This window comes from Streptococcus sp. DAT741 (assembly GCF_009866825.1).
Classification (GTDB): domain Bacteria; phylum Bacillota; class Bacilli; order Lactobacillales; family Streptococcaceae; genus Streptococcus; species Streptococcus ruminantium.
In genome coordinates, this window is the sequence record NZ_CP019557.1 from 1,736,848 (window position 1) to 1,760,471 (window position 23,624).

Here is a 23,624-nt window from a genome sequence, read left to right on the forward strand (position 1 = left end):
TAGAAACCCCTTTCCTTTTTATTCGTGCAATTTAGTATAATATAAGCAAACCTATTTTGTCAAGCAAAAGATTTAGCTTCCACCATTATTTTGCTTTTAGAGACGATAGTATCTGTGTCCTTATATCCTCAACTCCTTCTGGGCTAGCAGGAAGGAAAATAGTCTGATTACCCCCTTGTGCAAAATTATTTAGGGTATCCAAATACTGGTTAGTCAGCAAAATGGACATAATCTGTGCTTCTGATAGGCTGATGTTCGAGTCTTTCAACTCACGAATTGAATCTGCTAGCCCATCAACAATCGCCTTACGTTGTTGGGCTATACCCACACCGTGCAGACGATCTTTTTCAGCCTCTGCTTCTGCGGCAGTAACAATCTTAATTTTATCAGCTTCTGCCAATTCTTGGGCTGCAACCCGTTTCCGCTGAGCTGCATTGATTTCGTTCATTGATTGCTTCACCTCGGCATCTGGCTCAACCTTGGTAATCAAGGTTTTAACAATAACATAACCGTAGGTTGACATTTCTTCTGCTACTTGTTTTTGTACTTCAAGGGCAATTTCATCTTTTTTCTCAAACAGTTCATCCAAAGTCAATTTAGGAACAGATGAACGCAAAGCATCTTCGATATAAGACTTGATCTGTGCTTCTGGATGCATGAGTTTGTAGTAAGCATCCGTCACATTGTTTTCATTTACTCGATACTGTGTAGCGACATTCATGGTTACAAAAACATTATCCTGTGTCTTGGTCTCAACTACAATTTCACTCTGTAACATACGCAATTGGATACGAGCCGCAATCATATCTACACCGAACGGAATTTTAAAGTTGATACCCGAAGTAGATGTTTTCTGATATTTACCAAATCGCTCAATAATCGCAACCGTCTGTTGCTTAACAACATAAAGCCCTGAGACTAGCAACACCAAGGCAATAAACATAACAAGTAAGATAAAACCAATAATAAATAAATTAATTGACATAACAGCCTCCTAAACTAACATTTTATAAAGCGAATCATTTTCATGTAAATTGATGTACTGCGGATCAAATTCTTCCAACCGTTCGATAAACTGAGTGTAGTCAGCTTTATTCTCCAGAGCAATCCCTATCAGGACCGGACCTGTCCCTTTATTGGCACGTTTGATATATTCAAAGCGGGTAATATCATCGTTTGGACCTAAAATATCATTCACAAACTCGCGAAGGGCGCCTGGGCGTTGTGGGAAGTTGACAACAAAATAGTGTTTAATTCCTTCGTAAATGAGAGCTCGTTCTTCCATCTCCGGCATGCGGTTAATATCATTATTCCCACCCGAAATAATGCAACAAATCGTTTGCCCCTTGATTTGATCCTTGATGACGTCTAGTGCGGCAATGGTCGCTGCTCCTGCCGGTTCTGCAACAATCCCTAGTTTAGAATAGAGGTCCAGAATTGTACCGGAAATCCAGCCTTCATTCACACCAATGAGCTTGTCTACACATCTACGAGCAATTTCATAGGTTGATTTTCCGACTTTCTGGACAGCAATACCGTCCGCAAATTTATCAATTGTCGCCAACTTAACTGGACGCCCTTTATCAAAAGCAGCCTTCATAGAACGAGCCCCGCTCGCCTCTACACCGATAATCTTTATCGCAGGAGCGTGTTCCTTGAGATAGACAGAGACTCCCGAAATCAATCCACCACCACCAACAGGGACTAGGATTTGATCAAAGCTAATACTCTGCTCTTCGGCTTCATCTAAGATTTCATAGGCGACCGTACCTTGCCCAGCCTGTACATTCTCATCATCAAAAGGATCGATGAAGGTTTTTCCGCTTTCTTTGGTGTATTCTTGCGCTGCCTGAGTAGACTCATCAAAGGTGTCACCAACAAGACGAATATCAACATAGTCACCACCGAAAAATTTTACCTGTCCAACCTTCTGCTGAGGGGTTGTAATCGGCATAAAAATAGTAGCAGGAATTTTCATCTCTTGACAAGTGTAGGCAACTCCTTGGGCATGATTTCCTGCAGAAGCACAAACGACACCTCGTACTTTTTCTTCATCCGTTCGTTGCGAAATAGCATAATAGGCTCCACGAATTTTGAAAGAACGAACCTTCTGTTCATTTTCACGCTTGATGTAAATAGTAGCATCGTATTTTTCTGACAAATAGCGACTATAATCCAAAGGAGTCCGAACAACCACTTGCTTAAGAACCGAATAAGCTTGCTCTACATTTTTTGCTGTAATCATACTCACATTAAATTCTTTCTATTTTTTATTATACCAATATTTCCCAGAAAATCCTAGTATTTAGATAGTTATGTTAAATAATTGTGATAGGTATGGGAAAAAACGAATTTCCTATTGCCGGTTGATTTATTTTGTCAATAAGTGAGTTTAAAAAGTTGGTCAAACCAACTCTTTTGTTCACTCTTTTGACTAGCAAAATAGGACCTCTTCAATCTGATGCCTGCTTTAAACCTACTTGCAATCTAAAAAATCCAGCCTCTTTCCTTTCTGATGACGACTTCAGTCGTTTAAAAAAGTTGACGAGTAGGAAACAAAAATATGCAGTGTCCCTATTCTTGCAGTCTTGGTTCCAAAATCTATTGATTTGACCTTCCAGAAATTCTCAACAAAAATCCCATCAAACCTTTTTAGCTATAGATTTTAAACGAGGCATCATCATCGGGACTGACAAACGGCATAGCTTTACGGAGTTCTGCGCCAACTTTTTCAATTTCGAGATTTTCTGCCTCTTTACGATAGATTTCCATACGTGGACGACCTGCTTTATAGTCGCTGACAAATTCACTGGCAAACTTCCCTGACTGGATGTCTGCAAGGACAGCCTTCATATTTTTCTTCACTTGATCCGTAATGATACGCGGACCGGATAGGTAATCCCCAAACTCAGCAGTGTTTGAGATAGATTGGCGCATTTTCTTGAATCCTCCTTCATAAATGAGGTCAACGATAAGCTTCATTTCGTGCAACACTTCAAAGTAAGCCAATTCTGGAGCATAGCCTGCTTCTGTGAGCACCTCAAAACCTGCTTGCATAAGGGCTGTTAACCCCCCACAAAGAACTGCTTGCTCACCGAATAAGTCTTCTTCTGTTTCCTCCTTGAAGGTCGTTTCCAAAAGACCTACACGAGCTGCACCGACACCTTTGGCCCAATCCATCGCAATATGCTTGGCATTGCCAGTCGCATCTTGGTAAACTGCGTAAAGAGCTGGAACGCCAAAACCTTCCTCAAAAGTACGACGAACCAAGTGACCTGGTCCTTTGGGTGCACACATGAAGACATCTACATCGGCTGGAACCTTAATATATCCAAAATGAATATTAAAGCCGTGAGCAAAGCCAAGGGCATTACCTGCTTGCAAGTGTGGTGCGATTTCATGCGCATAAAGATCTGCTTGAATTTCGTCCGGTGCCAGAATCATGATAACATCAGCTTGTTTAGCAGCCACTGCTACATCAAAGGTCTCAAATCCATCTTCTTTTGCTTTATCAAACGACTTCCCTGCACGAACACCGATGATAACATCGTGACCTGAATCACGCAGGTTTTGAGCATGAGCATGACCTTGCGAACCATAACCGATTACGGCGATACGTCTGCCATCAAGAGCTGCTACTGTTACATCTTTTTCATATTGCATTACTACTGTCATACATTTTCTCTTTTCTAAATCATTACTACTATTGTGATACTCAGACTGTTCAACCCCAACTGCCCCAAAATAGGCAGAGGCATACAGAACTTCGTTCGGTCATACAAGAGATAAAGTTGATCAAAAATTATCGGGTCAACCTAACATAAGACCGATCTCAAAGAGTACCAATCATGGTAAAAACCGCTTGCTCTGGTTTTCGTAACTTCCTTTGTATCGCAGGATGAAACAGATAAAGAAGTACTTCTACTTTGTCTTCGTTTTCTATTATTCTAAAACCAATAGAACAAAGAGCAGCATCTCCCCCCTGATACGGAAAAACTGAATGAATACTGCTTCATCTATTTTACTGAAGGGATATTACTCAAAATATGACTGGTCTGTTGAATCACAGATACAAACCACATCAATCAGGCGATCAAATTGCTTCATCACTTGTTTCACTTCATCATAACTAGCCATGTCCACAATGACAGTTACTTGCGCTAAATCCTCCACCTCAGTCAGTCCAACGCAAAGTGATTCAATATTGATTTGACGACGAGACAAAACACCGGTAAAGCGGTTCAGAACACCTGGGGCATTTCGTAGTGTTGCTGTTAAGGTCCTACGCATTGAACTTCACCCCCAACATTTCTGCATTACTCTTGCCAGCCGGAACCATCGGTTGAACGTGCTCACGATTGGAAATGTGAACTTCTATCAGCATGGGTCTATCTTCTAAGATGACTTTTATATCTTCTGCCAAAGTAGCTGGATTTTTTAAATGATAATGACTGATACCATAAGCTTCAGCTAAAAGTTGAAAATTCGGTTCATCATTAAAGACAGACTGGCTACGACGATTCTCATAGAATGATTCCTGCCATTGGCGGACCATCCCTAACGAGTGATTATTCATCAGGATAATTTTAATGGGAACACCATATCCATTTAGAAGAGCCAACTCCTGATTGGTCATTTGAAAACCCCCATCACCAACAAAAACGATAACTTCTTTATCCGGATTGGCTAATTTTGCCCCGATAGCCGCCGGGATACCAAAGCCCATTGTTCCCATACCGCCAGAAGTTACCAACTGACGAATGTGTTTGTAAGGATAAAATTGAGCTGTCCACATTTGATGTTGCCCAACATCCGTAACAATGATCGCATCCCCATCAGTCAGTTGACCAACCAGCTCAATCGCTGCCTGCGGCTTGATATAAGTTGAATCCTCATCGTATCCAAATGGCGCTCGGCGCTTGTTTTCCAACACTTGTCTTGTCCAAGTAGCATGGTTCGTTTTGACCGGTTCTAGCTTTAACAGCGCTGTTAAAGTTGCCTTAGCATCTCCAACCACTGGAATAGCTGTCTCAACAATCTTGCCAATCTCGGACGGATCAATATCAATATGGGCTATCGTTGCATTTGGTGCATAGGTAGCGGGATTTCCCGTCAATCGATCATCAAAACGAGCACCAACATTGATGAGATAGTCAGCTTCATCCATAGCCATATTGGCAGCATAAGAACCGTGCATACCTCCCATAGCTAGGGACAAGTCGTGCTCAATTGGTATAGCGCCTAAACCGAGTAACGTTGATACGACAGGAATCTGGTAGCGTTCGGCAAAAGCTACTAATTCTCTACCAGCATCCGCATAGTTGACACCACCACCAGCTAAGATAACTGGCTTTTTTGCCCTGCTCAATTGTTGCAAAATCTTTTTGACCTGTACATCATCTGGTTCAATAATAGGCTGATAACTCGGTAAATGGAGACTGGGATCGTGATAAAATTCAACTACCTTTTCCTGAATATCTTTTGGAACATCAATAACAACCGGTCCTGGACGACCCGTTGTTGCAATATGTAAAGCTTCTGTTACAATTCTAGGAATATCTGCTGCATCACGAATTTGGTAGTTGTATTTGGTAATCGGCATGGTCATCCCCAAAACATCAGCTTCTTGAAAGGTATCTTTGCCAATACCTCTAGTTGCTACTTGACCAGTAAAAACCAAAAGTGGCACGCTATCTCCCATAGCATCTACAATTCCTGTGATAGCATTGGTAGCTCCTGGGCCAGATGTCACAATCGCCACCCCCACCTTTCCTGACGATTTGGCGTAGCCTTCTGCCTCATGAACAGCTCCTTGCTCATGACGTGCTAAAATATGCTGGATACCCTCATACTGATAAATCGCATCATACAAGGGTAAAACCGCCCCACCAGGATAGCCGAAAACAAGGTCAACTCCTAAACGGTGTAGGGTATCTAGCAATAGATAGGATCCCGAACGTGGTTGATCTAACTGAATTTCTTGCACGCTTTTTCCTCCTCTCCGCAAGTATATTACCTATTATCATAGCACAAGGAAATAGAATGTCAAGGAATTTTCTGAAAATTCCTACTTTTGTTTAATACAAAAATAATGCCAAACTGATTACGTCCGATAATTTGCGGAATTCTGTCATCTAGCTACTGCTACAAACCTTCTGACCTCATTTTTTGTCAGCCCTTTTATTTCGTAAAACAGCAGCATTCACAAGCCCATTTAACTAGCTATAAGCAAAAGTAGGATATTTTCAATCCTCTTTTTTTCTCAGTTAGGGTCTTAAAAATTCAGAAATTTCCAATTATTCATTAAATTCCTGAACCACTGACTAATAACTATGGTATAATAATTAAAATAAGATAGGAAGGGAAGTATCATGACAGACCTAAGTAAACAAAAAAAACTTCGTCATCGTAGCTCCGTCTATGATTCGATGGTCAAATCACCCAACCGAGCAATGCTTCGAGCAACTGGCATGCAGGATAAAGACTTTGAATCGCCTATTGTGGGAGTGATCTCTACTTGGGCAGAAAATACACCTTGCAATATTCACCTTCATGATCTTGGAAAGATAGCTAAAAAAGGAGTCACATCTGCCGGTGCTTGGCCAGTCCAATATGGTACCATTACGGTAGCCGATGGAATTGCCATGGGAACTCCAGGAATGCGCTTTTCTCTAACTTCACGCGATATTATTGCAGATTCAATCGAGGCAGCTATGGGAGGACATAATGTAGATGCTTTTGTCGCCATTGGTGGATGCGATAAGAATATGCCCGGAGCCATGATTGCTATTGCAAACATGGATATTCCAGCCATCTTTGCCTACGGTGGAACGATTGCCCCAGGAAACTTAGATGGTAAAGACATTGATCTTGTGTCCGTATTTGAAGGTATCGGCAAGTGGAACCATGGTGATATGACTGCTGAAGAAGTGCGCCAACTGGAATGCAATGCCTGTCCCGGTCCAGGGGGATGTGGCGGTATGTATACAGCTAATACCATGGCCTCTGCTATAGAGGCTCTAGGAATGAGTCTACCTGGTTCATCTTCACATCCAGCTGAGTCTATGGAAAAAAAGGTTGATATTGAAGATGCCGGTCGCGCAGTTGTCCGTATGTTAGAATTAGGCCTCAAACCATCTGACATTATGACCCGCAAAGCCTTTGAAAATGCCATAACTGTCGTCATGGCTTTAGGTGGCTCAACCAACGCTACCTTACATTTATTGGCCATGGCTCACGCTGCTAATGTCGAATTGACACTGGAAGATTTCAACACCTTCCAAGAAAAAGTTCCGCATTTAGCCGATTTAAAACCATCTGGTCGCTACGTTTTTCAAGACCTCTACAATGTTGGCGGAGTACAGGCTGTCATGAAATACCTCTATCAGAATGGTTTCTTACATGGTGATTGTATGACTTGCACAGGTAAAACCATTGCAGAAAACCTAGCTGACGCACCCGACCTGACTCCTGGACAAGATGTCATCATGCCATTGGATAACCCCAAACGTGCAGATGGCCCACTGATTGTCCTCCACGGTAATCTAGCTCCAGAAGGTGCAGTTGCTAAGGTTTCTGGGGTGAAAGTCCGTCGCCATATCGGCCCAGCTCGTGTCTTTGATTCTGAAGAAGCTGCGGTTGCAGCTGTATTAGCTGATGAGATTGTAGAGGGGGACGTAGTAGTTGTTCGCTATGTCGGTCCAAAAGGCGGGCCTGGCATGCCTGAAATGCTTTCCCTTTCCTCTATCTTAGTCGGTAAAGGGCAGGGCGAATCTGTAGCTTTATTAACAGACGGTCGTTTCTCTGGTGGTACATACGGTCTCGTTGTCGGCCATATCGCACCAGAAGCTCAAGACGGAGGACCAATTGCCTACTTGCGCGATGGAGATACTATTCTTATTGACCAAGATACTAAGGAATTGACGATGGAGGTTTCTTTGGAGGAAATTGAACGTCGCAAGGCTGAAACAGTTATCCCCCCACTCTACTCTCGTGGGGTTCTTGGCAAATACGCTCATACCGTATCTTCTGCCTCAAAAGGAGCCGTTACAGACTTTTGGCGACCAGAACGAACGGGCAAAAAATAATACTCTTGGAAAACCAAGACCGTATGGTATCCACTTATTTTGATAAGCACTCATCTCATTGAGCATCTTCAGTTTGCTCCTTAAAAGCTACTTTTGATTTTACTTTACTAAAATAGAACAGGAAATCCAAAATGAAATTACATGTTGAATTATCTCGCTTTCGTGTCAAGGAAGGCAAATCAGCCGTTGTTGATCAATGGATGAACTTTTTAAACGATCACATGAAAGACACGCTATTAACCTTAGAAGGTGAGAAAATGTATATCGAGACTATCTTTCGTGAAGTTTTAGACGGCAATGAATATCTCTACTGGTACTCAGTTCAAGCTGAGGGAGGAATGGAAGTTGAAAATTCTGAGTCCTACGTTGATAAAAAACACTTGGAATACTGGAAAGAATGCATTGACCCTTGCTTTGGCATGGTAGACCTCAAACCACAGGTCGTTATGATTCCCAAGCCCATCTATGAAACTATGGAAGAATTAGATAAACAATACGATGAGTCCCATAAAAAATGAGCTGCAACTGTGCAGCTCATTTTCTTACTCTCAGAACGTGGATTCCCCTTGAACATTTAATAACTTCGAAAGTTCTACGGTAGTATAGTTCATTTTTCAACTCTTAGAAACGCTATTATTCCAACGTTTCTGGAAAGCTTTTGCTACTGATTGCAAAAAAAAGACTGAAGATCTTGTCCAAAATGAACTTTCTCTTCAATCCGGATAGGATTTCTCCTACTTCCCTTTTTTCTGACGCTTATGAGCTTGGATAACTGCCAAAGCTCGCTTGCGTGTTTTAATATTGGGACTCTTCAGTTTGCGATATGCACTGGATAAATCTAATCTTTCTGCCATGATGACCTCCAAAAATTCTGATAAGATATAGTTTACCTTATTTTAATTAACCAGTCAAGCATTTTGAAAAAATCTATTGACAGTTTATTGATTAAGCTGTAAAATAACCTTGATTACTTAACTGGTTAATCTTTTTTACAAAAAGGAGATAAAATGAAAAAAAGAAAATTACTTTATAGTAGTCTCATTCTAGCTACCTTAGCTGGAACTTCAGGAATAGCTTATCAACTAGGAATTGCTAACGGGAGAAGGGAAGTCAAATCTTCTGTAGATTATGTTTCTCAAAAAGTTACTAAAAAAGGTGCATCATCCAGTAAAACATCCCCCAAAAATCCAGAAGAAGATGCCAAGGATGAAGGTATCTCCGCAGAGCAAATTGTTGTCAAGATAACAGCCGAGGGTTACGTTACCTCTCATGGAGACCACTTTCACTACTACAATGGAAAAGTACCATTTGATGCAATTTTCAGCGAAGAACTCCTGATAAAAGACCCTACTTATAAATTAGATGAGAGTCATATTATAAGCACCATTAAAGATGGCTATATCATCAAGGTTAACGGACAATATTATATCTATCTAAAACAAAATAGTAAGCAAAATCACATACGTAGCAAGGAAGAAATTGACCATCAGCGACAGCAAACATCTAACCATCCAGTCGACAAATCTTCCCCTGATGGAAGTTACACGACAGACGACGGCTATATCTTTAAACCAAGCGATATAATCGAAGATCTAGGGAATGCTTTTGTTGTTCGGCATAAGGATCATCTGCATTACATTCCAAAATCAGACTTATCTGAAAATGAACGTACTACCGCACAATCTTATTGGAATCAACGTCGCCAACAAATTCACACCAGCAAGTCTACAATTCCAAGTCAGCAAACCGATAACTATTCTAGAACTTCTCCAGTAAATGTTAATAATAGTATTGAAGCCAAACGTGCTTATATGGCTAAGATGTACGGTCTAGCCATTTCCGACATTCAGATTGCAGGCGATTATTTCACTTATCCACACGGAAACCATAGACATGCCCTGCCAATTTCTCAAGTTATTGTCGGACAGTTTCCAACCGCAGCCAGTGTTGAAGCGGACCTCAATCACAGACACACTAACATACCTATTCCGTTAAAACCAGCTACTAAACCAATACAAACAGAGCCGATTGCTCCTCAAAATAATGATAAAGAGTTACAAGACAAAATTAACTACATTGCTCAGCTCTACGGAATTGATCCCGAAAGGATTCAGGTACAAGGTGATAGTTTGATTTGGCCACATGAAGATCACACACACGGAATGGCTATTTCCGAGATTGTCATTCCCAAAATTAGTGATGACCCTGAAGCTGACTTTGAGGCAGAATTGACAACCCTAGCTAAGACTCTACATGTTGATCCATCAAGTATCATCATTCAAGATGGTACAATGACGGTTCCTCACGGAGATCATAGCCACACTTACAAGATTAAAAGTCCGGGCTGGCGCGATTACATTAAGCACAAAATCCCAGCTTTAGATGGCAGCTATATCGCTGGTCCACTGGATCGCAAAATCGTTCGCACCAAGGTTCAAGAACTCATTTTATCAGCCAAAACGATTTTTCAGGATGACCCAAAACAATTACGTCGCATCAAAGCAGCTCTCAGAGATTTTGAAAATGGTTTAGACTGGGCGACTAATTCCACACAAGGATACCTGAAAATTCTGGATGATTTTGATAAGAAGTACATCCAATTGACTACTGTCCCAGTTACAATAGTAGAAACTGCTGAAGCTGATACCAGCTGGGCTGATGTTGATGCCTTAGTTCAAAAAATCCAAGATGCTCTACCAAAAGCACATGAACAGTATTCCAAAGCTCTTTCCAAGTTACAAAGTCTCAAGGAAAGCATTGGTTATCGCCAAGAAACACCTGCTACTCTGAAGGTTCACCTTCTTCAATTTGCTGCTGAACACCAACTTAATCTTGAACAGGCAATAGCTCCTTCTGTAACAGTTAATGACAGTAGCAATTTTGAAACAGCTAAAGAACAAGTTCATGCTGCTATCCTAAGATTAAATGAAGATAAATATTTATTAAAACGTGTACAATTGCTCAACCAAGTCTACGATGCTAAAACTATCTCAGAACTACAAGCCATTCAGGATGAGTTGATCCACATCGGAACAACAGCTAGCAATCCTGCTCTAAAGCAAGTAGATGATCTCAAGCAATATTTAAAAGCCAACGAAAATGACAATCGACTCACAAGCGAACTCAAAACCGCAATCCAAGACGCTCTAAAAAACGATTCCACCAGTGTACAATCTCTGACCAATCTAAAACAAAAAATTAAAGATTCCTACCGTCAAGCTGACATCAAACAACATCAACTGGTCTCTCGTATCACTGAGTTGCTATCTCAAATTCAAGAAGCAATCACTGCTCTTTCTGAAGGAGATACAAGAACTAGACTTGAAGCTGAGTCAGAAGAACTCAAGAACCTCCTTCAAATAACTACTTCTGATAAAGATGCACTCCTCTTGCGCGCTCAAGAGTTGAAAGCGAAAATTGAGAAAAGCACTGATTCTTCAGAAATCCCTGAAAAAGAGTCATCCTCAGAAGACTCAACTATTGCCACGGAAACGCCTGTCCCAGTTGCCAATCCAGAATTAGTAGCCCAAATTGAAGCTATTATTGATTTTATCACTGATAACCGCCGCAAGATTGAGACAACACCTATTACTTTAAAAGTTGAATTGCTGAATAAGGCTGATGACTTGGAAGCACAATTCAAGGCTAGATCCAAAAATCTACAAGAACTGTATGAACAATTACAGAGCTTGAAAACTCAGATTGAACCCCACATTAAAGCTGATAATAGTACAAACAATACAGCCGCTAACGATTGGGGAACCGGATGGTAACAACTACTCGTAAATATGATTTTATATCTAGCTAGAAGGATAAGCTGTTCAGTACGTTTAATGCTTCCTAATACTCAGTTATTGATTATCACTTGATCTATCTTTTATTACTTTGGTAAACAAGGAAACTTCATTTCCTTACTGCTTTAGACAACTGATATTATTTGAAATCGCCCTATCTACCCTCATTGGTGTCTGTTTAACACGGACTCCAATCACTTTATTTCCAACCTTCAACAGGTTGTTTTCAGATTTTTTTGGAACTGACTACATCAACTGTGAAGATCAAAAAACAATGCCTAGGGAGAGCAACATTTCGTTCTCTCTTTTTTGTATGAAAGACCAAGCTAAAAGAGCACGCTAGCCCTTTTTTATATTTAATAATGACTCTAAAAACTACCTCTATCGGACTATCCTTGGAAACAAGTGATGCTCCTTCAAATTTGATTGACCTTAACAGTCAAACTAACTTTTCTATTTAGGGCTAATTCCTAACATAATCCTTCCCAGACGACTAATTCTGGTCATCTTCCATACGGGAGACCAAACAATTTCTACTTGAACACTTTCAATACCTTCAATCGTTTTTAAAGCAGCCACAAGTTCGTTTGGTACGGTATCTGTACAGGAACATGCTGAATCCGTAAAAGTCATAGTTAGTTTGCACAGCCCAGTCTCATCTAGATGAATCTCATACACTAGTCCTAAATTGTATATGTCTAACTCAATCTCCGGATCATAAATGGACTCCAAAACTTCTACCAGTTGATCTGATAAGGCCTGTGCTCGATCGTTTATCTGAATATCTTTTCGCATAATTTCTTCTTATTTTCTCCACGTTTGTATCATTTTCTCATATTTTTTGTACATTTTCAAGAAAAATTTGTAAATTCTGAATATTTCAGCGATTCCAAGAGAAATTGCTCAATAAATAAAAAGCAAAATTGACAATAAAAATCCCTTATAACTTCTTGTAAAGTGCTTTGAAGCGTTGATGCATCGCTGATACTTCAGTATAAGTTTACCCACTATAGTTGGCAAGGCATCAAAAAAACACCAGCAAGATGCTGATGCCTTAAACTTATTGAACTCATTAAGCGAGTAAACATTTGAACCAATTTGAACCAAAAAGTTGGCACAAAGGTTGTCCCCATAACGTTTTGATTAACGTTTTGAGAATTGTGAAGCTTTACGAGCTTTCTTAAGACCTGGTTTTGGGTTGTAAAAATTAAATATTTGTAAAAGTCTATTAAATTAAGCTTTCTAACTTCATTTCCATTGAAAATAAGCACTTATAACCTAATCCTACAAACAATGGATTACCATTAGATTACCAAAAATCTGTTTTCGGAGCTGATGTAGTTGAGGAACAATATGTATTCACTTTACTTTTTTGTAAGTTCGTTTTATAATGTATATACAAAAGGAGGTGGAACCATGAATGTTATCTTGAGAAAAACAGGAAATAGTACTGTCATTACAATTCCCAATAAAATAAAAGAGACTCTTGGAGCAGAAATTGGAGAAGAAATCGAATTTGTCACTTCGGGAAATAACGTCATCATTCGTAAAGCTGAGCCAAAATTTGATTTTGATAAGGAACTAGAAAAAGCCATGAACCAGTACGATGAGCTTTTGAAAGAATTGGTGGATAGATGAGATATCTAACTGCTGAAGATATTATCAAAATCAATGTCATGGCTATTGGTAAATATTCTCCTAATGAACCTGTTGGCATTGCTGATCCAAACAGTCTTCAAATGATTGTTGAACAGCCTAAACAAGAGATTTTCGGCAAAGTTCTCTATCCAGATATCTACAGTAAAGCTGCTATTATCTGGATAAATTTGATTAAGAAACATCCTTTTTACAATGCCAACAAACGAACTGCCGTTCTTGCCTTACATATGTTTCTAGCAATGAATGGCTATCAGTCCCATCTCTCACTAAGTGATGGACTTGAAAAGACAATTGAAATTGCTACCTTTCAAGGAGATTTTGAAGATTTAAAGAAAATAATTATTCACTTCCTCAAGCAAGATGGAAATATAACTAAATTATAATTAAAAAGTGGTTGTCAACTTTTCGTTGAAGACCACTTTTTGTATTCTACTGCATCCTACTGTATCCTACTGTATCCTACTTCATAAAGGATAAACTATCTGTCAACCAAAGTATAGTACTGATTTCTATCATTTTTGTTTGCGCCGTACCAATTAAGGATGCCCAATTCTTGTAAGTTTTTCATAGTTTTTACAATAAATTTACGGCTTCTACCAGTAATTTCAATCGCTTTGGCCGTAGTCATCTTCTCGCCTGAATTATACATGTAGTGAACCAGTAATTGCTCATCAGCATTGAGGTCGCCAAAGTCAGTAAACTGTTTCTCTAAACTATCTCGTGTTCGGAGATGTCGACTCACGATGTTATTTTCAAGGGTCAAAACCACCTTATTACCTGGTTCTGAATATTTAGGCTCATGAAGAAATGCTGATTCCATCTCAGAGTAGATCCGTTTAACACCTTCATTCATTTCACGGACCCAGCCAAACTCTGTCAGGGTTCTGGCAACTCGAGGATTTCTTGAAAACCGTTCATGCTTGATATTGTCAACGGTGACGATATTTGGCAATTTCCCTGGGCTATGAATTTCCAGTCGGTCATCAAACATCAGCACACGAATATGATCCCCATAGACAGAGTAATCACGGTGAGTAACAGCATTGACAACACCTTCAAACCAGGCAAATTCTGGATACTCAGGCAAAATTTGAAATTGCCCATTGTCATCCAGATATTGGAACTCACGCAGCTGGGTACGAATAAAATCACGAGCCTTGATAATCAGGCTTGGTAGAGCATCATCAAAGGTTGCTTCCTTGATGACATTAAAGCTAGTCCCTGTCCCCATGTCCGTGCCATCAAACCGCTGAAAACGAACACGAGCTTGAGGGAAGAAGGCTGACGGGTATTTACCAAAAAGCAAGATAGCTGCCTTGGTCAATTTTCCATTGACCAGAAAACGCCGAGCTTTGAGAATTTCTTCCGTAGAACGGTCTGAAATATCAAATCGATTCTTGAAATCCTGTACCAGACTATCATCAATGTCTTCCAAGGTTGCGTCAGCCACAACTTCATCCTCAAAGAAACGCTGCCCTTTATCATAGCTGAGTTGAGTTCGTTGTTCATAACTAAGTTTAACAGTCTCATCACCCTGACGCAGGTAAACCTCATCATTAGGCGCAGCAATCACTCGGTTTGAAGATAATTCAACTGAGATAACCAAAATCAGGTCATCTTCCCCCTTATGATTAACCACAGAGATTTCTTCAAATGACAAATCCAGAGGGGAGTATCACGCATCTCACGGTCAATCTTTTTGAAATCGTCTATGGGATAAGATCTGCCATCTTTGAAGCCAGTGATGATGTTATTCTGCTTGTCGTCCTCAATACCGATGACCAGCTGACCACCATCTGCATTAGCAAAGACAATCAGGTGTTTAAGAAGTTCAGACGGCTTCTTTCGGGCGGATTTCCTGTCCAAATGTTGGCTTTCTAGTGAGAATTGGTAGTGGGATAGGGTTTGATTCATGTCATTCTCCTGAGTGATAGTTAGTTATCTACCCACAGTTCACATTGGATGATAACTGTGGACAAAGCATCTTCAAGTCCTTCGGGAGGGTACTTGTATTTTCTTAACAACCTCTTTACAATACGTCGCATATTAGCACGTGCAGATTCTTTTTTCTGCCAATCAATCGTACGACTTCTCCGCAATTCATTCGTCAGCTCACGCGTCAATGCAACTAGCTGGGCATTGTCGTAGAAATCTTTAACGGCAGCTGGTTTGGTGATGGCGTCATAAAACGCTATTTCCTCTTGGCTCAGTCCCAACTTGTTTCCAACATCACTCGCCGCTCGCATTTCAGAAGCCATACGTTTTAGTTCTTCGATAACTTCTTCATTTGTCAGCATACCGTTTAGATAAGCTTTCATAGCTCTGGAAAGCATTTCTGAAAATTTATCAGATTGAACAACATTCGTCCGCCTGTAAATATGAACCTGCTCTTGTATCAATTTCTTTAATAACTCAACCGCAATATTTTTTTCTCTCATCCTTGCAATTTCGTCCAAGAACTTAGGGTCAAATAGTGAAAAATCTCTTTCAGAATCTGCAAATAAATTAATAACACCTTCACTCTTGATGCTTGATTTAAGCAATTCATTGATTCTTGCATTTATTTCTTTAACCGATAAAGGTTTTCTTGGATTAACAATGCGAGTTAATATTGTCCGAATAGCTTCGAAATAAGCTGCCTCGTAGCGCTCTTCTGCTGTTAATAGGGAACGACATAGTTGCAAGGCTTGTTTCAACAAACTAGCCTCACGTAAAAAACTTTCCCTATCCTTATCTCTACCAGTGATAAAGTTAACACCTCCTGTAATCGCATTTGCACGCATAAGATTGGTTGCGCCCCAATCTTTAAAAGCTGTGTAATCAAAACCAAAGAACATGTCTTGACACACTTCGAGTTTTTCTTGAAATTTTGGATAAGCTGTTGTAGCAATATTGGTGTCGCCAAAATTTCCCTTATCACGATTGGTGTAATCATTCATGGCTTGTTTCAAAGCCGAGGCTATACCAACATAATCAACGACCAATCCCCCCTCTTTATCCTTATAGACACGGTTAACACGTGCAATAGCCTGCATGAGATTATGACCAGACATGGGCTTATAAACATACATAGTCGCAAGACTTGGAACATCAAAACCAGTCAACCACATATCAACAACAATAGCAATCTTGAAAGAACTATTATCACCCTTAAATCGCTTGGCTAACTCCTCTTTGTGCTTTTTATTGCCGATAATATCATGCCATTCTTCGGGATCTTTATTATTAGAGGTCATCACAACACCGACTTTTTCTCCCCAATCAGGACGCAAATTAAGAATCTTACGATAAATCTTCATTCCAATGGGTCTCGAATAAGCGACAATCATCGCCTTACCAGTCAATTCGTTTTCACGATGTTCTTCATAATGGTTAATAATATCTGTCACTAGTGCTGAAATAGTCTGCTCAGCACCTAGAACACTATCCAAGCGACTAAGTTCTTTTTTACTCTTACTAATAGCAGATTCTTCAGCTTGTTTAGCTAATACATCGTACTCGGCATCAATCTTCTGCAAAATCTTTTCATCTAGGTTGAGGTGAATCACGCGACTTTCGTAGTAAACAGGTCGGGTTGAACCATCTGCAACAGCCTGTGTCATATCATAAATGTCAATATAGTCCCCAAACACTTCTGTTGTTGACTTGTCTTTGGTTGAGATAGGTGTTCCTGTAAAGCCAATATAGGTGGCATTAGGAAGACTATCACGAATCATGCGTGCTGCTCCAATTTTAACCTTACCAGTTTTTGGGTCTATTTTTTCTTCTAAACCGTACTGACCACGGTGGGCCTCATCTGCCATGACAACAATATTATGTCGTTCCGACAAAGCTTCCGATGACTCTTCAAACTTCTGCATGGTTGTAAAAATAATGCCATTAGCCTGTCTGCCTACCAATAACTCCCTTAGGTGTTGACGGCTTGTTGCTTGTACTGGAGTCTGACGTAGAAAATGACGACAACGTTCAAATTGCTTAAATAATTGATCATCCAAATCATTTCTATCCGTTAGGACAACAATCGTTGGTGACTGCAGGATTTTATCTAACAAATGAGCATAGAAAACCATTGAAAGGGACTTACCGCTACCTTGTGTATGCCAGAAAACTCCACCACGACCATCTGTCTCGGTTGCTTTTAAAGTTGAACGAGCTGCTTTATTTACAGCAAAATACTGGTGATAAGCTGCTAAAATTTTAGTATCATCAGAAAAGCAAACAAAGTTTTTAAGAATGTCTAGCAAACGTTCTTTGACAAACATTCCCTTGATCAGAGTTGTAAAGTTCGCCAACTGTGTATCTTCGTAATTACCATCTGTCGTCTTCCACTCCATGAAGCGATCTTCTCCAGCCGTTATAGTGCCCGCCTTTGATGTCGCCATGTCACTCATAACCAAAAAAGCATTATAATAAAATAGAGATGGGATTTCTTTCATGTAGTTTCGGAGTTGACTATACGCCTCTGAAACTTCTGTCTCCTCACGTGACGGGCTTTTAAGTTCAAAAACCACTACAGGAATACCATTCAGAAAGACAATAATATCTGGTCGCTTCTCACTATGTTCGGCAATCGACCACTGATTAGTTACAATAAAGTTGTTAGCCCCTGGTTTGTCATAGTCAACTAGATAAACAATACTTGAAATTTCTTCACCATTTTTAACATAAGTGACAGGCACCCCATTTTGGAGATAATCCATGAATGTCTTATTCTTCTGCAAAAGTGTGCCACTTTCAAAATCACGCAACTTATTGATAGCCAAATCAATAGCAGTGCTGGGTAGGTTTGGATTTAGATGTCCCAACGACACATCAAGCACACCACGAAAGAGACTATCACGATAGTCTCTTTCAACATCAGGGCCATAATAATAGTCGTAACCTAATTGATTTTGAAAAATGTCTAAAATAGCATTTTCAAATTGGCTTTCACTAAATTTCATAACAAATCCTTTCTTGGATTAAGTATGGTGGTAAATAAATCATCATTTAGAAGAGATAATAAACACAATCTACCTGATGTTTATTGAGAGTGGTGATCAATTAGAAACGAGGAGACTTGGAGAGTTGTTTGATACCAAGACAGCTACCTTTAATCCATCTAAAACAAATGAAAAGAAAGTATATCACTTTAGTTTACCTGCATTTGATGTTAATCAATACCCAATAGTCGATGACACGAATAATATTAAAAGCAATAAAAATGTTGTTAAAGAGTATTCAGTCTTAGTTTCAAAGCTTAATCCGGCAACAAAGAGGGTATGGATACCATTTACGAACGATGACTTACTTAGTGTATGCTCCACAGAATTTATTTCTTTGGCAGGAAAAGATATACTTGAGCAAGCCGTTTTATTTGCCATTATCAATAGCCAAAATTTTCAGGATTGCTTTATAGCTCGCAGTACTGGAACGACTAACAGTAGACAGCGAACGAAACCTAGTGTAGCTTATGAATTCGAGATACCTTATAATAAGAGTCTATTTAGAGAACTGGGAATTTCCCTTTCTCCATTATTATTGAATCTCAAAGAGAATTTACATCAAATTCAAAAACTAACTCAAATAAGAGATGAACTTCTTCCTAAACTATTATCAGGAAATTTGTCTATTTAAGCCACTAAATGATGATTTATCTTTTTGTTGTTCTCAATTTTATCATCAATTACACTTAAAATTTTACCAATTTGGACTTGTTCGTCCAAAGGGGGACATAGAATTTCATAATTTTTGACTACATCTAATTGTACTCGTTGTCTTCCCGAAGTTCCAACCATTGACTTAATGGCAACATCTCTCACATTTGGAGACATCATCAAATAATAAATAAAATTCTCATCACTGATACCCTTTTGAGCTCTAGCTATGATAAATTCTGTTGAGCCAAACCCCACTTCATCTTCGTCAAGCAAACTCACTTTCGCTGTTTTACCATTTTCAAGACTTGGTGTAATACGCGCCATCAGTGTATCCCCATTTCTGAATTTAGTTCCACTTTTATATTCTAATAATTCAAATTCAGGAATATCACGAGTAAATGGCGCTATTTTTTCCATTGCTATTTTTTTAGCAAGAGTTCCTTTAGATAGGCGCTCTGTTGGATTGAACTCTATAATATCACCAAGTTTCACCTTCTTCCAATTACTCACTTCTTAATTCTCCTCACCCTATATATTTTCGATGCGAATTTTTAACATTCGCTTGATTTACCATGGCATAGTGCATGGTTGTGTCTATCTTGACATGCCCTAACAAATGCTGAACTTGCTCAATGGGCATGCCCTTATCTATAGCTCTTGTTGCCAGAGTGCGTCTAAATTTATGCGGATGAACCTTGTTCAAGTCTGCTTTTTTCCCTAATTGTCTCAACCTTGTCTCCACTCCACCTATCAAAAGTCTGTCATGGGGGGAAGAGAGTGAAACAAAGAGAGCTGGATTGTTGTCAGTCCTACTATCAAGATAGTTAAGTAGATGAATTTTTGTCCTAGCATCAAAATAAACAATTCGCTCGCTATTTCCCTTACCAAAAACAACACATTCCCTCTCATAGAAATTGATATCTTCTCTATTTAATCCCACTAACTCACCAACCCGCATCCCTGTCGAGGCCAGTAGATCAATCATGGCCAAATCTCTAATCTCGTCACAAGCATCCCTCAAAAGTTCAAGCCCTTCATCAGAAAAGGTTTCTTTTATCATCTTATCTGTCTTTATCTTGTTAATACGGCGAACAGGACTTTTGAGAATGTAGTCCTCGTTCTCTAACCAACTGAAAAAACTACTGAGAATGCGACGCATATTATCAATGGTTACTTTACTAGACTTCCTCTCCTTTTGATAATCAGCCAAATAAGTTCGTAAATCACTAGTTGTTAAATCACGAATAGCTTTATCTAACTTGACAAGCAATTTTTCGATTACCATTCGATAGTAAGTTAAGGACTTCTCACTACAACCTTCAATTCTCTTCGCAGAAATAAAAATCTCTAGCAATTGACTATTTGTTTCCTGTTCATTGACCGAGCGAACTTCTGCGAACTCAACATTAATCAACGCTGCTTTTAGAACTTCTTGCAAATTCTCTAATTGCTTGATTGTTAATTGTTTCTCCATATCAGTCACAATCTTAGTAATCAGTCTATCTTTCATCATTTACCCACCTTTCGTATATCTTTTATTATACAGTATGAAGGAGATGAGAAGATAAATCATCATTTAGTGGCTTGAGTGACAGAAAGTTCGCCTGATAAAAGTTTGGGAAGTAATCGATTCCTTAATTTTTCCAAAGTTTCATTTTGTCTACTATTTTCACTCATCAGAGTTATCATGGGGCGAATAGTCAGTGTCAACTCATGAGAGTTTTCAGGGATTCCTATTTTGAACTTTAAAATGGCGCCTTTATCTCCTCTAGGCATTTTAGTCCCTTTTGATGATTTTGTGACTGCTTCAAAAAAACTATCTTGATAGAGATATGCCCAAAGTATCTCAGAACTTATAATATCAGTATTAGCTCTAAAATTGATTACATCTGCCGAATGTCCCCCAACTCTATCAGAATACCAAATTTTTTTGAAATATGGCCGTATATTTGAGACTAATATATCATTCGGTTGGAATTTTTTTGCTAATGACATTTCTGGCAAACTAACAGAATAGTTTATTCCAGATTTTCCTGGAAGCATATTGGTAGTTGAAATATAGTTTCTAATACTTAATTCAGAAGATAATACTTTATGACTAGTTTCTATAGTTACTTCCTCAATAGTTTTGTATCTAGTATTTTGATTTTCAACAGATTCATTATAAAGTGCAGAGACTTGATTTGCTAAATGATGATTTATTTGTTTATTAAGTTGTATTTTTTGGTCATACGAATTCAAAATATCTGCTATTTTCCGTTGTTCGTCTATCGGCGGGACTGGAACTAACATTTTCCGAAACTCGGTCTTATTAAACTTTGGTTGAGCGCTTCCAGATATGATAGTGGAAATCATATGTTTACCATATTTACTCTTTAGCCAATGAAAATAAAAATCGTCACAATACTTTGTTCTTAACATTACCGAATTAGGAGCCAAAGCCATTTTTATATTCAAATTAGGAGCTTTAAATACAGTTCCCACATTCGCACCAACATTAGAAATAATAATTTCACCACCAAATAACTGACTCTTCTTTAAAAAATCATACGATGATTCATTTATATAGATAAATTCACCTGAAAAATTTTTATTAAAGTCTACAAGCCGAATTAACACAGCATAATCAGGCTCCGAAAGATACTGAACATTCTTTTTTAATGCTGTAAAACTTCCATTAGCAACATAGTCCGTCACTACTTCAGCAATTTCTTCTATGCTTTTTATTTCCCAGTGGCTAGGTATTTCTCCAAAAGGACTTGTCTTATATTTCAAATCCAATCTCCCCCAATCGTTGTCTGATTTCTTCTTCTAGAATATGGGACTGTTTAAACATTTCAGAGAGTTCTACTGTCAACCGTTCCATTTTTTCTTCAAAAGGTTCACTATCTTCTTCCTTGTCCTCAATACCAACATAACGACCTGGTGTTAGGATATAGTCTTGATTAGCAATGGCCTTAGTATCAACGACAGCACAGAAACCTTTCTCATTTTCTAATGTCCCTTCTTGAAAGTATTCAAACGTCTTAGCAATCTTTTGAATATCCTCATCCGAAAAATCTCTATGCTTACGGTCAACCATGTGTCCCATATTTCTGGCATCGATAAAAACCGTTTTACCTTTTTGTTTTTTATTTTTAGAAATAAACCAGAGACAAGCTGGGATGGTCACACTATAAAAGAGTTGAGCTGGAAGTGCCACTATACCTTCAACTAAATCATCTTCAATGATGGCTTTGCGAATATCTCCCTCGCCACCCTGCATTGATGATAACGATCCATTAGCCAAGACAAGGCCAATTTTTCCATTGGGGGCCAAGTGGTGTATCATGTGCTGTATCCATGCATAATTGGCATTTCCTTCTGGAGGAGTCCCATATTTCCATCGTACATCATCTGCTAGTTTATCTGCCCCCCACTTCTTCAAATTAAAAGGAGGGTTTGCCATAATGTAGTCGGCCTTAAGCGTTGGGTGTAAATCATTGGTGAATGTATCTGCATGATGAGGACCGAAATTAGGTTCAATACCTCGGATAGCCATATTAATTTTAGCCATTTTCCACGTATCGGCCACTGCCTCTTGACCATAAATGGAAAGGTTATTTATGTTCCCGCTATGATTTTCAACGAATGTTTCTGACTGCACAAACATACCACCAGAGCCACAAGCTGGGTCATACACACGACCATTAAAAGGCTTTAGAATTTCAACTATTGTTTTAACAATACTTGTTGGCGTGTAGAATTCCCCGCCATTCTTACCTTCATAAGCAGCGAATTGTTCCAAACAATATTCATAAGTACGCCCTAATAAATCCTTTTCATTACCATGTGCGAACATATCAATATTGGTGAAAATATCAACTACTTCCCCTAAAACTCGCTTATCTAAATCAGGAGTAGCATAAACTTTTGGAAGAACTCCTGCCAAAGATTTATTTTCTAATTCAATCTCACGCATAGCTTCATCAAGAATAATACCTATCTCTGGAGAATGTGCATTCTCTGCAATATAATTCCAACGAGACTTTATAGGGACAAAAAATATATTTTCAGATATATATTCATCACGGTCTTCTTCAAAACCCTCTCCCTCCTTAAGAAGATAATTATATTTAATCGTAAATGAATCGGAAACGTACTTTAAGAAAATCAAACCAATAATAACTTTGCGATAATCAGCCGCTGAAATATGACCTCGTAAAGAGTCTGCTGCAGCCCAAAGCTCCTTTTCAAAACCAATATTAGCACTTGTATTTGTTTTTGCCATTTTTCACTCCCGAACTATTGTATTTCCTCCATTATACCATATTCTAACGCTATCTCTAACCATTTCTCAAGGGGTTTGGGGCTTTGCCCCAAGTGTTAAAATCCATCACCTAAAGGAGCTGTCTGCTCACTCTTGGTGATGGATTTTTTGCGATAGTGTGTATACACTATCTGAG

At 39.1% G+C, this 23,624-nt stretch carries 18 protein-coding genes and 1 pseudogene; 6 read left to right on the top strand and 13 right to left on the bottom strand.

From position 1 onward, the window contains the following. Positions 1-85: 85 nt before the first annotated feature. The 5 genes from BZG42_RS09970 to BZG42_RS08235 form a co-directional block, all read right to left on the bottom strand. On the bottom strand, positions 86-985 hold the full coding sequence (locus BZG42_RS09970; RefSeq protein ID WP_024531867.1) for an SPFH domain-containing protein: 900 nt from the start codon (positions 983-985) through the stop codon (positions 86-88). A 9-nt stretch (positions 986-994) separates the two neighbouring features. Continuing rightward, positions 995-2,245, bottom strand: coding sequence for a threonine ammonia-lyase IlvA (ilvA, locus tag BZG42_RS09975; RefSeq protein ID WP_155995774.1), 1,251 nt, complete (start codon positions 2,243-2,245; stop codon positions 995-997). Between the two features lie 407 nt (positions 2,246-2,652). Then, positions 2,653-3,675: a ketol-acid reductoisomerase gene (gene ilvC / locus BZG42_RS08225; RefSeq protein ID WP_024531865.1), complete on the bottom strand. Its 1,023-nt coding sequence runs from the start codon at positions 3,673-3,675 to the stop codon at positions 2,653-2,655. Positions 3,676-4,035: 360 nt separating this feature from the next. After that, complete coding sequence (gene ilvN / locus BZG42_RS08230; RefSeq protein ID WP_029751313.1) at positions 4,036-4,290, bottom strand: acetolactate synthase small subunit; 255 nt, start codon at positions 4,288-4,290, stop codon at positions 4,036-4,038. Beyond that, the gene (locus BZG42_RS08235) at positions 4,283-5,986 is read right to left on the bottom strand and encodes an acetolactate synthase large subunit (protein ID WP_155973874.1); all 1,704 of its coding nucleotides are present in this window, start codon (positions 5,984-5,986) and stop codon (positions 4,283-4,285) included. The genes ilvN and BZG42_RS08235 overlap by 8 nt, the downstream gene beginning before the upstream one ends. Before the next feature lie 385 nt (positions 5,987-6,371). Between BZG42_RS08235 and ilvD the strand changes: the two genes are divergently transcribed. Together ilvD and BZG42_RS08245 are read left to right on the top strand one after the other, a co-directional pair. Then, a complete protein-coding gene (gene ilvD / locus BZG42_RS08240; RefSeq protein WP_155995772.1) occupies positions 6,372-8,087 on the top strand; it encodes a dihydroxy-acid dehydratase in 1,716 nt (571 codons plus the stop codon). A 131-nt stretch (positions 8,088-8,218) separates the two neighbouring features. Further along, positions 8,219-8,605 carry a DUF6176 family protein gene (locus BZG42_RS08245; protein WP_120172183.1) on the top strand — a complete coding sequence of 129 codons (387 nt, stop codon included), beginning with the start codon at positions 8,219-8,221 and terminating at the stop codon, positions 8,603-8,605. A gap of 216 nt (positions 8,606-8,821) precedes the next feature. Here BZG42_RS08245 and BZG42_RS08250 read toward each other — a convergent pair whose 3' ends face one another. Beyond that, positions 8,822-8,941, bottom strand: coding sequence for a putative metal homeostasis protein (locus BZG42_RS08250; protein WP_099773173.1), 120 nt, complete (start codon positions 8,939-8,941; stop codon positions 8,822-8,824). A gap of 153 nt (positions 8,942-9,094) precedes the next feature. Here BZG42_RS08250 and BZG42_RS08255 point away from each other — a divergent pair, with 153 nt between their 5' ends. Further along, complete coding sequence (locus BZG42_RS08255) at positions 9,095-11,860, top strand: pneumococcal-type histidine triad protein (protein WP_155995770.1); 2,766 nt, start codon at positions 9,095-9,097, stop codon at positions 11,858-11,860. Positions 11,861-12,334: 474 nt separating this feature from the next. On the opposite strand, the gene BZG42_RS08260 is transcribed toward BZG42_RS08255, so the two are convergent. Beyond that, the gene (locus tag BZG42_RS08260; RefSeq protein WP_024533119.1) at positions 12,335-12,676 is read right to left on the bottom strand and encodes a metal-sulfur cluster assembly factor; all 342 of its coding nucleotides are present in this window, start codon (positions 12,674-12,676) and stop codon (positions 12,335-12,337) included. Positions 12,677-13,297: 621 nt separating this feature from the next. Between BZG42_RS08260 and BZG42_RS08265 the strand changes: the two genes are divergently transcribed. Together BZG42_RS08265 and BZG42_RS08270 are read left to right on the top strand one after the other, a co-directional pair. Then, a complete protein-coding gene (locus tag BZG42_RS08265; RefSeq protein ID WP_001100856.1) occupies positions 13,298-13,519 on the top strand; it encodes an AbrB/MazE/SpoVT family DNA-binding domain-containing protein in 222 nt (73 codons plus the stop codon). Then, entirely contained in the window at positions 13,516-13,923 is a 408-nt protein-coding gene (locus tag BZG42_RS08270) for a type II toxin-antitoxin system death-on-curing family toxin (RefSeq protein ID WP_024533120.1), read from the top strand. Before BZG42_RS08265 ends, BZG42_RS08270 begins: the two co-directional genes overlap by 4 nt. Positions 13,924-14,018: 95 nt before the next feature. On the opposite strand, the pseudogene BZG42_RS08275 reads toward BZG42_RS08270, so the two are convergent. Continuing rightward, positions 14,019-15,454: pseudogene (locus BZG42_RS08275) on the bottom strand (ATP-binding protein). Between the two features lie 20 nt (positions 15,455-15,474). Beyond that, positions 15,475-18,483: a type I restriction endonuclease subunit R gene (locus BZG42_RS08280; RefSeq protein ID WP_155995768.1), complete on the bottom strand. Its 3,009-nt coding sequence runs from the start codon at positions 18,481-18,483 to the stop codon at positions 15,475-15,477. 124 nt (positions 18,484-18,607) lie between these two features. Here BZG42_RS08280 and BZG42_RS08285 point away from each other — a divergent pair, with 124 nt between their 5' ends. Further along, on the top strand, positions 18,608-19,156 hold the full coding sequence (locus BZG42_RS08285) for a restriction endonuclease subunit S (RefSeq protein ID WP_155995766.1): 549 nt from the start codon (positions 18,608-18,610) through the stop codon (positions 19,154-19,156). Here the strand turns inward: BZG42_RS08285 and BZG42_RS08290 are convergent. From BZG42_RS08290 to BZG42_RS08305, 4 genes are all read right to left on the bottom strand, one after another. Beyond that, the gene (locus BZG42_RS08290; RefSeq protein WP_155995764.1) at positions 19,153-19,689 is read right to left on the bottom strand and encodes a restriction endonuclease subunit S; all 537 of its coding nucleotides are present in this window, start codon (positions 19,687-19,689) and stop codon (positions 19,153-19,155) included. The two genes, BZG42_RS08285 and BZG42_RS08290, sit on opposite strands and share 4 nt — an antisense overlap. Before the next feature lie 13 nt (positions 19,690-19,702). After that, positions 19,703-20,689: a site-specific tyrosine recombinase/integron integrase gene (gene xerA / locus BZG42_RS08295; RefSeq protein ID WP_155972448.1), complete on the bottom strand. Its 987-nt coding sequence runs from the start codon at positions 20,687-20,689 to the stop codon at positions 19,703-19,705. Positions 20,690-20,751: 62 nt separating this feature from the next. Then, positions 20,752-21,954, bottom strand: a complete 1,203-nt coding sequence (locus BZG42_RS08300) for a restriction endonuclease subunit S (RefSeq protein ID WP_159780116.1) — start codon at positions 21,952-21,954, stop codon at positions 20,752-20,754. Next, the gene (locus BZG42_RS08305; RefSeq protein ID WP_155972388.1) at positions 21,944-23,449 is read right to left on the bottom strand and encodes a class I SAM-dependent DNA methyltransferase; all 1,506 of its coding nucleotides are present in this window, start codon (positions 23,447-23,449) and stop codon (positions 21,944-21,946) included. Before BZG42_RS08305 ends, BZG42_RS08300 begins: the two co-directional genes overlap by 11 nt. Positions 23,450-23,624 lie beyond the last annotated feature (175 nt).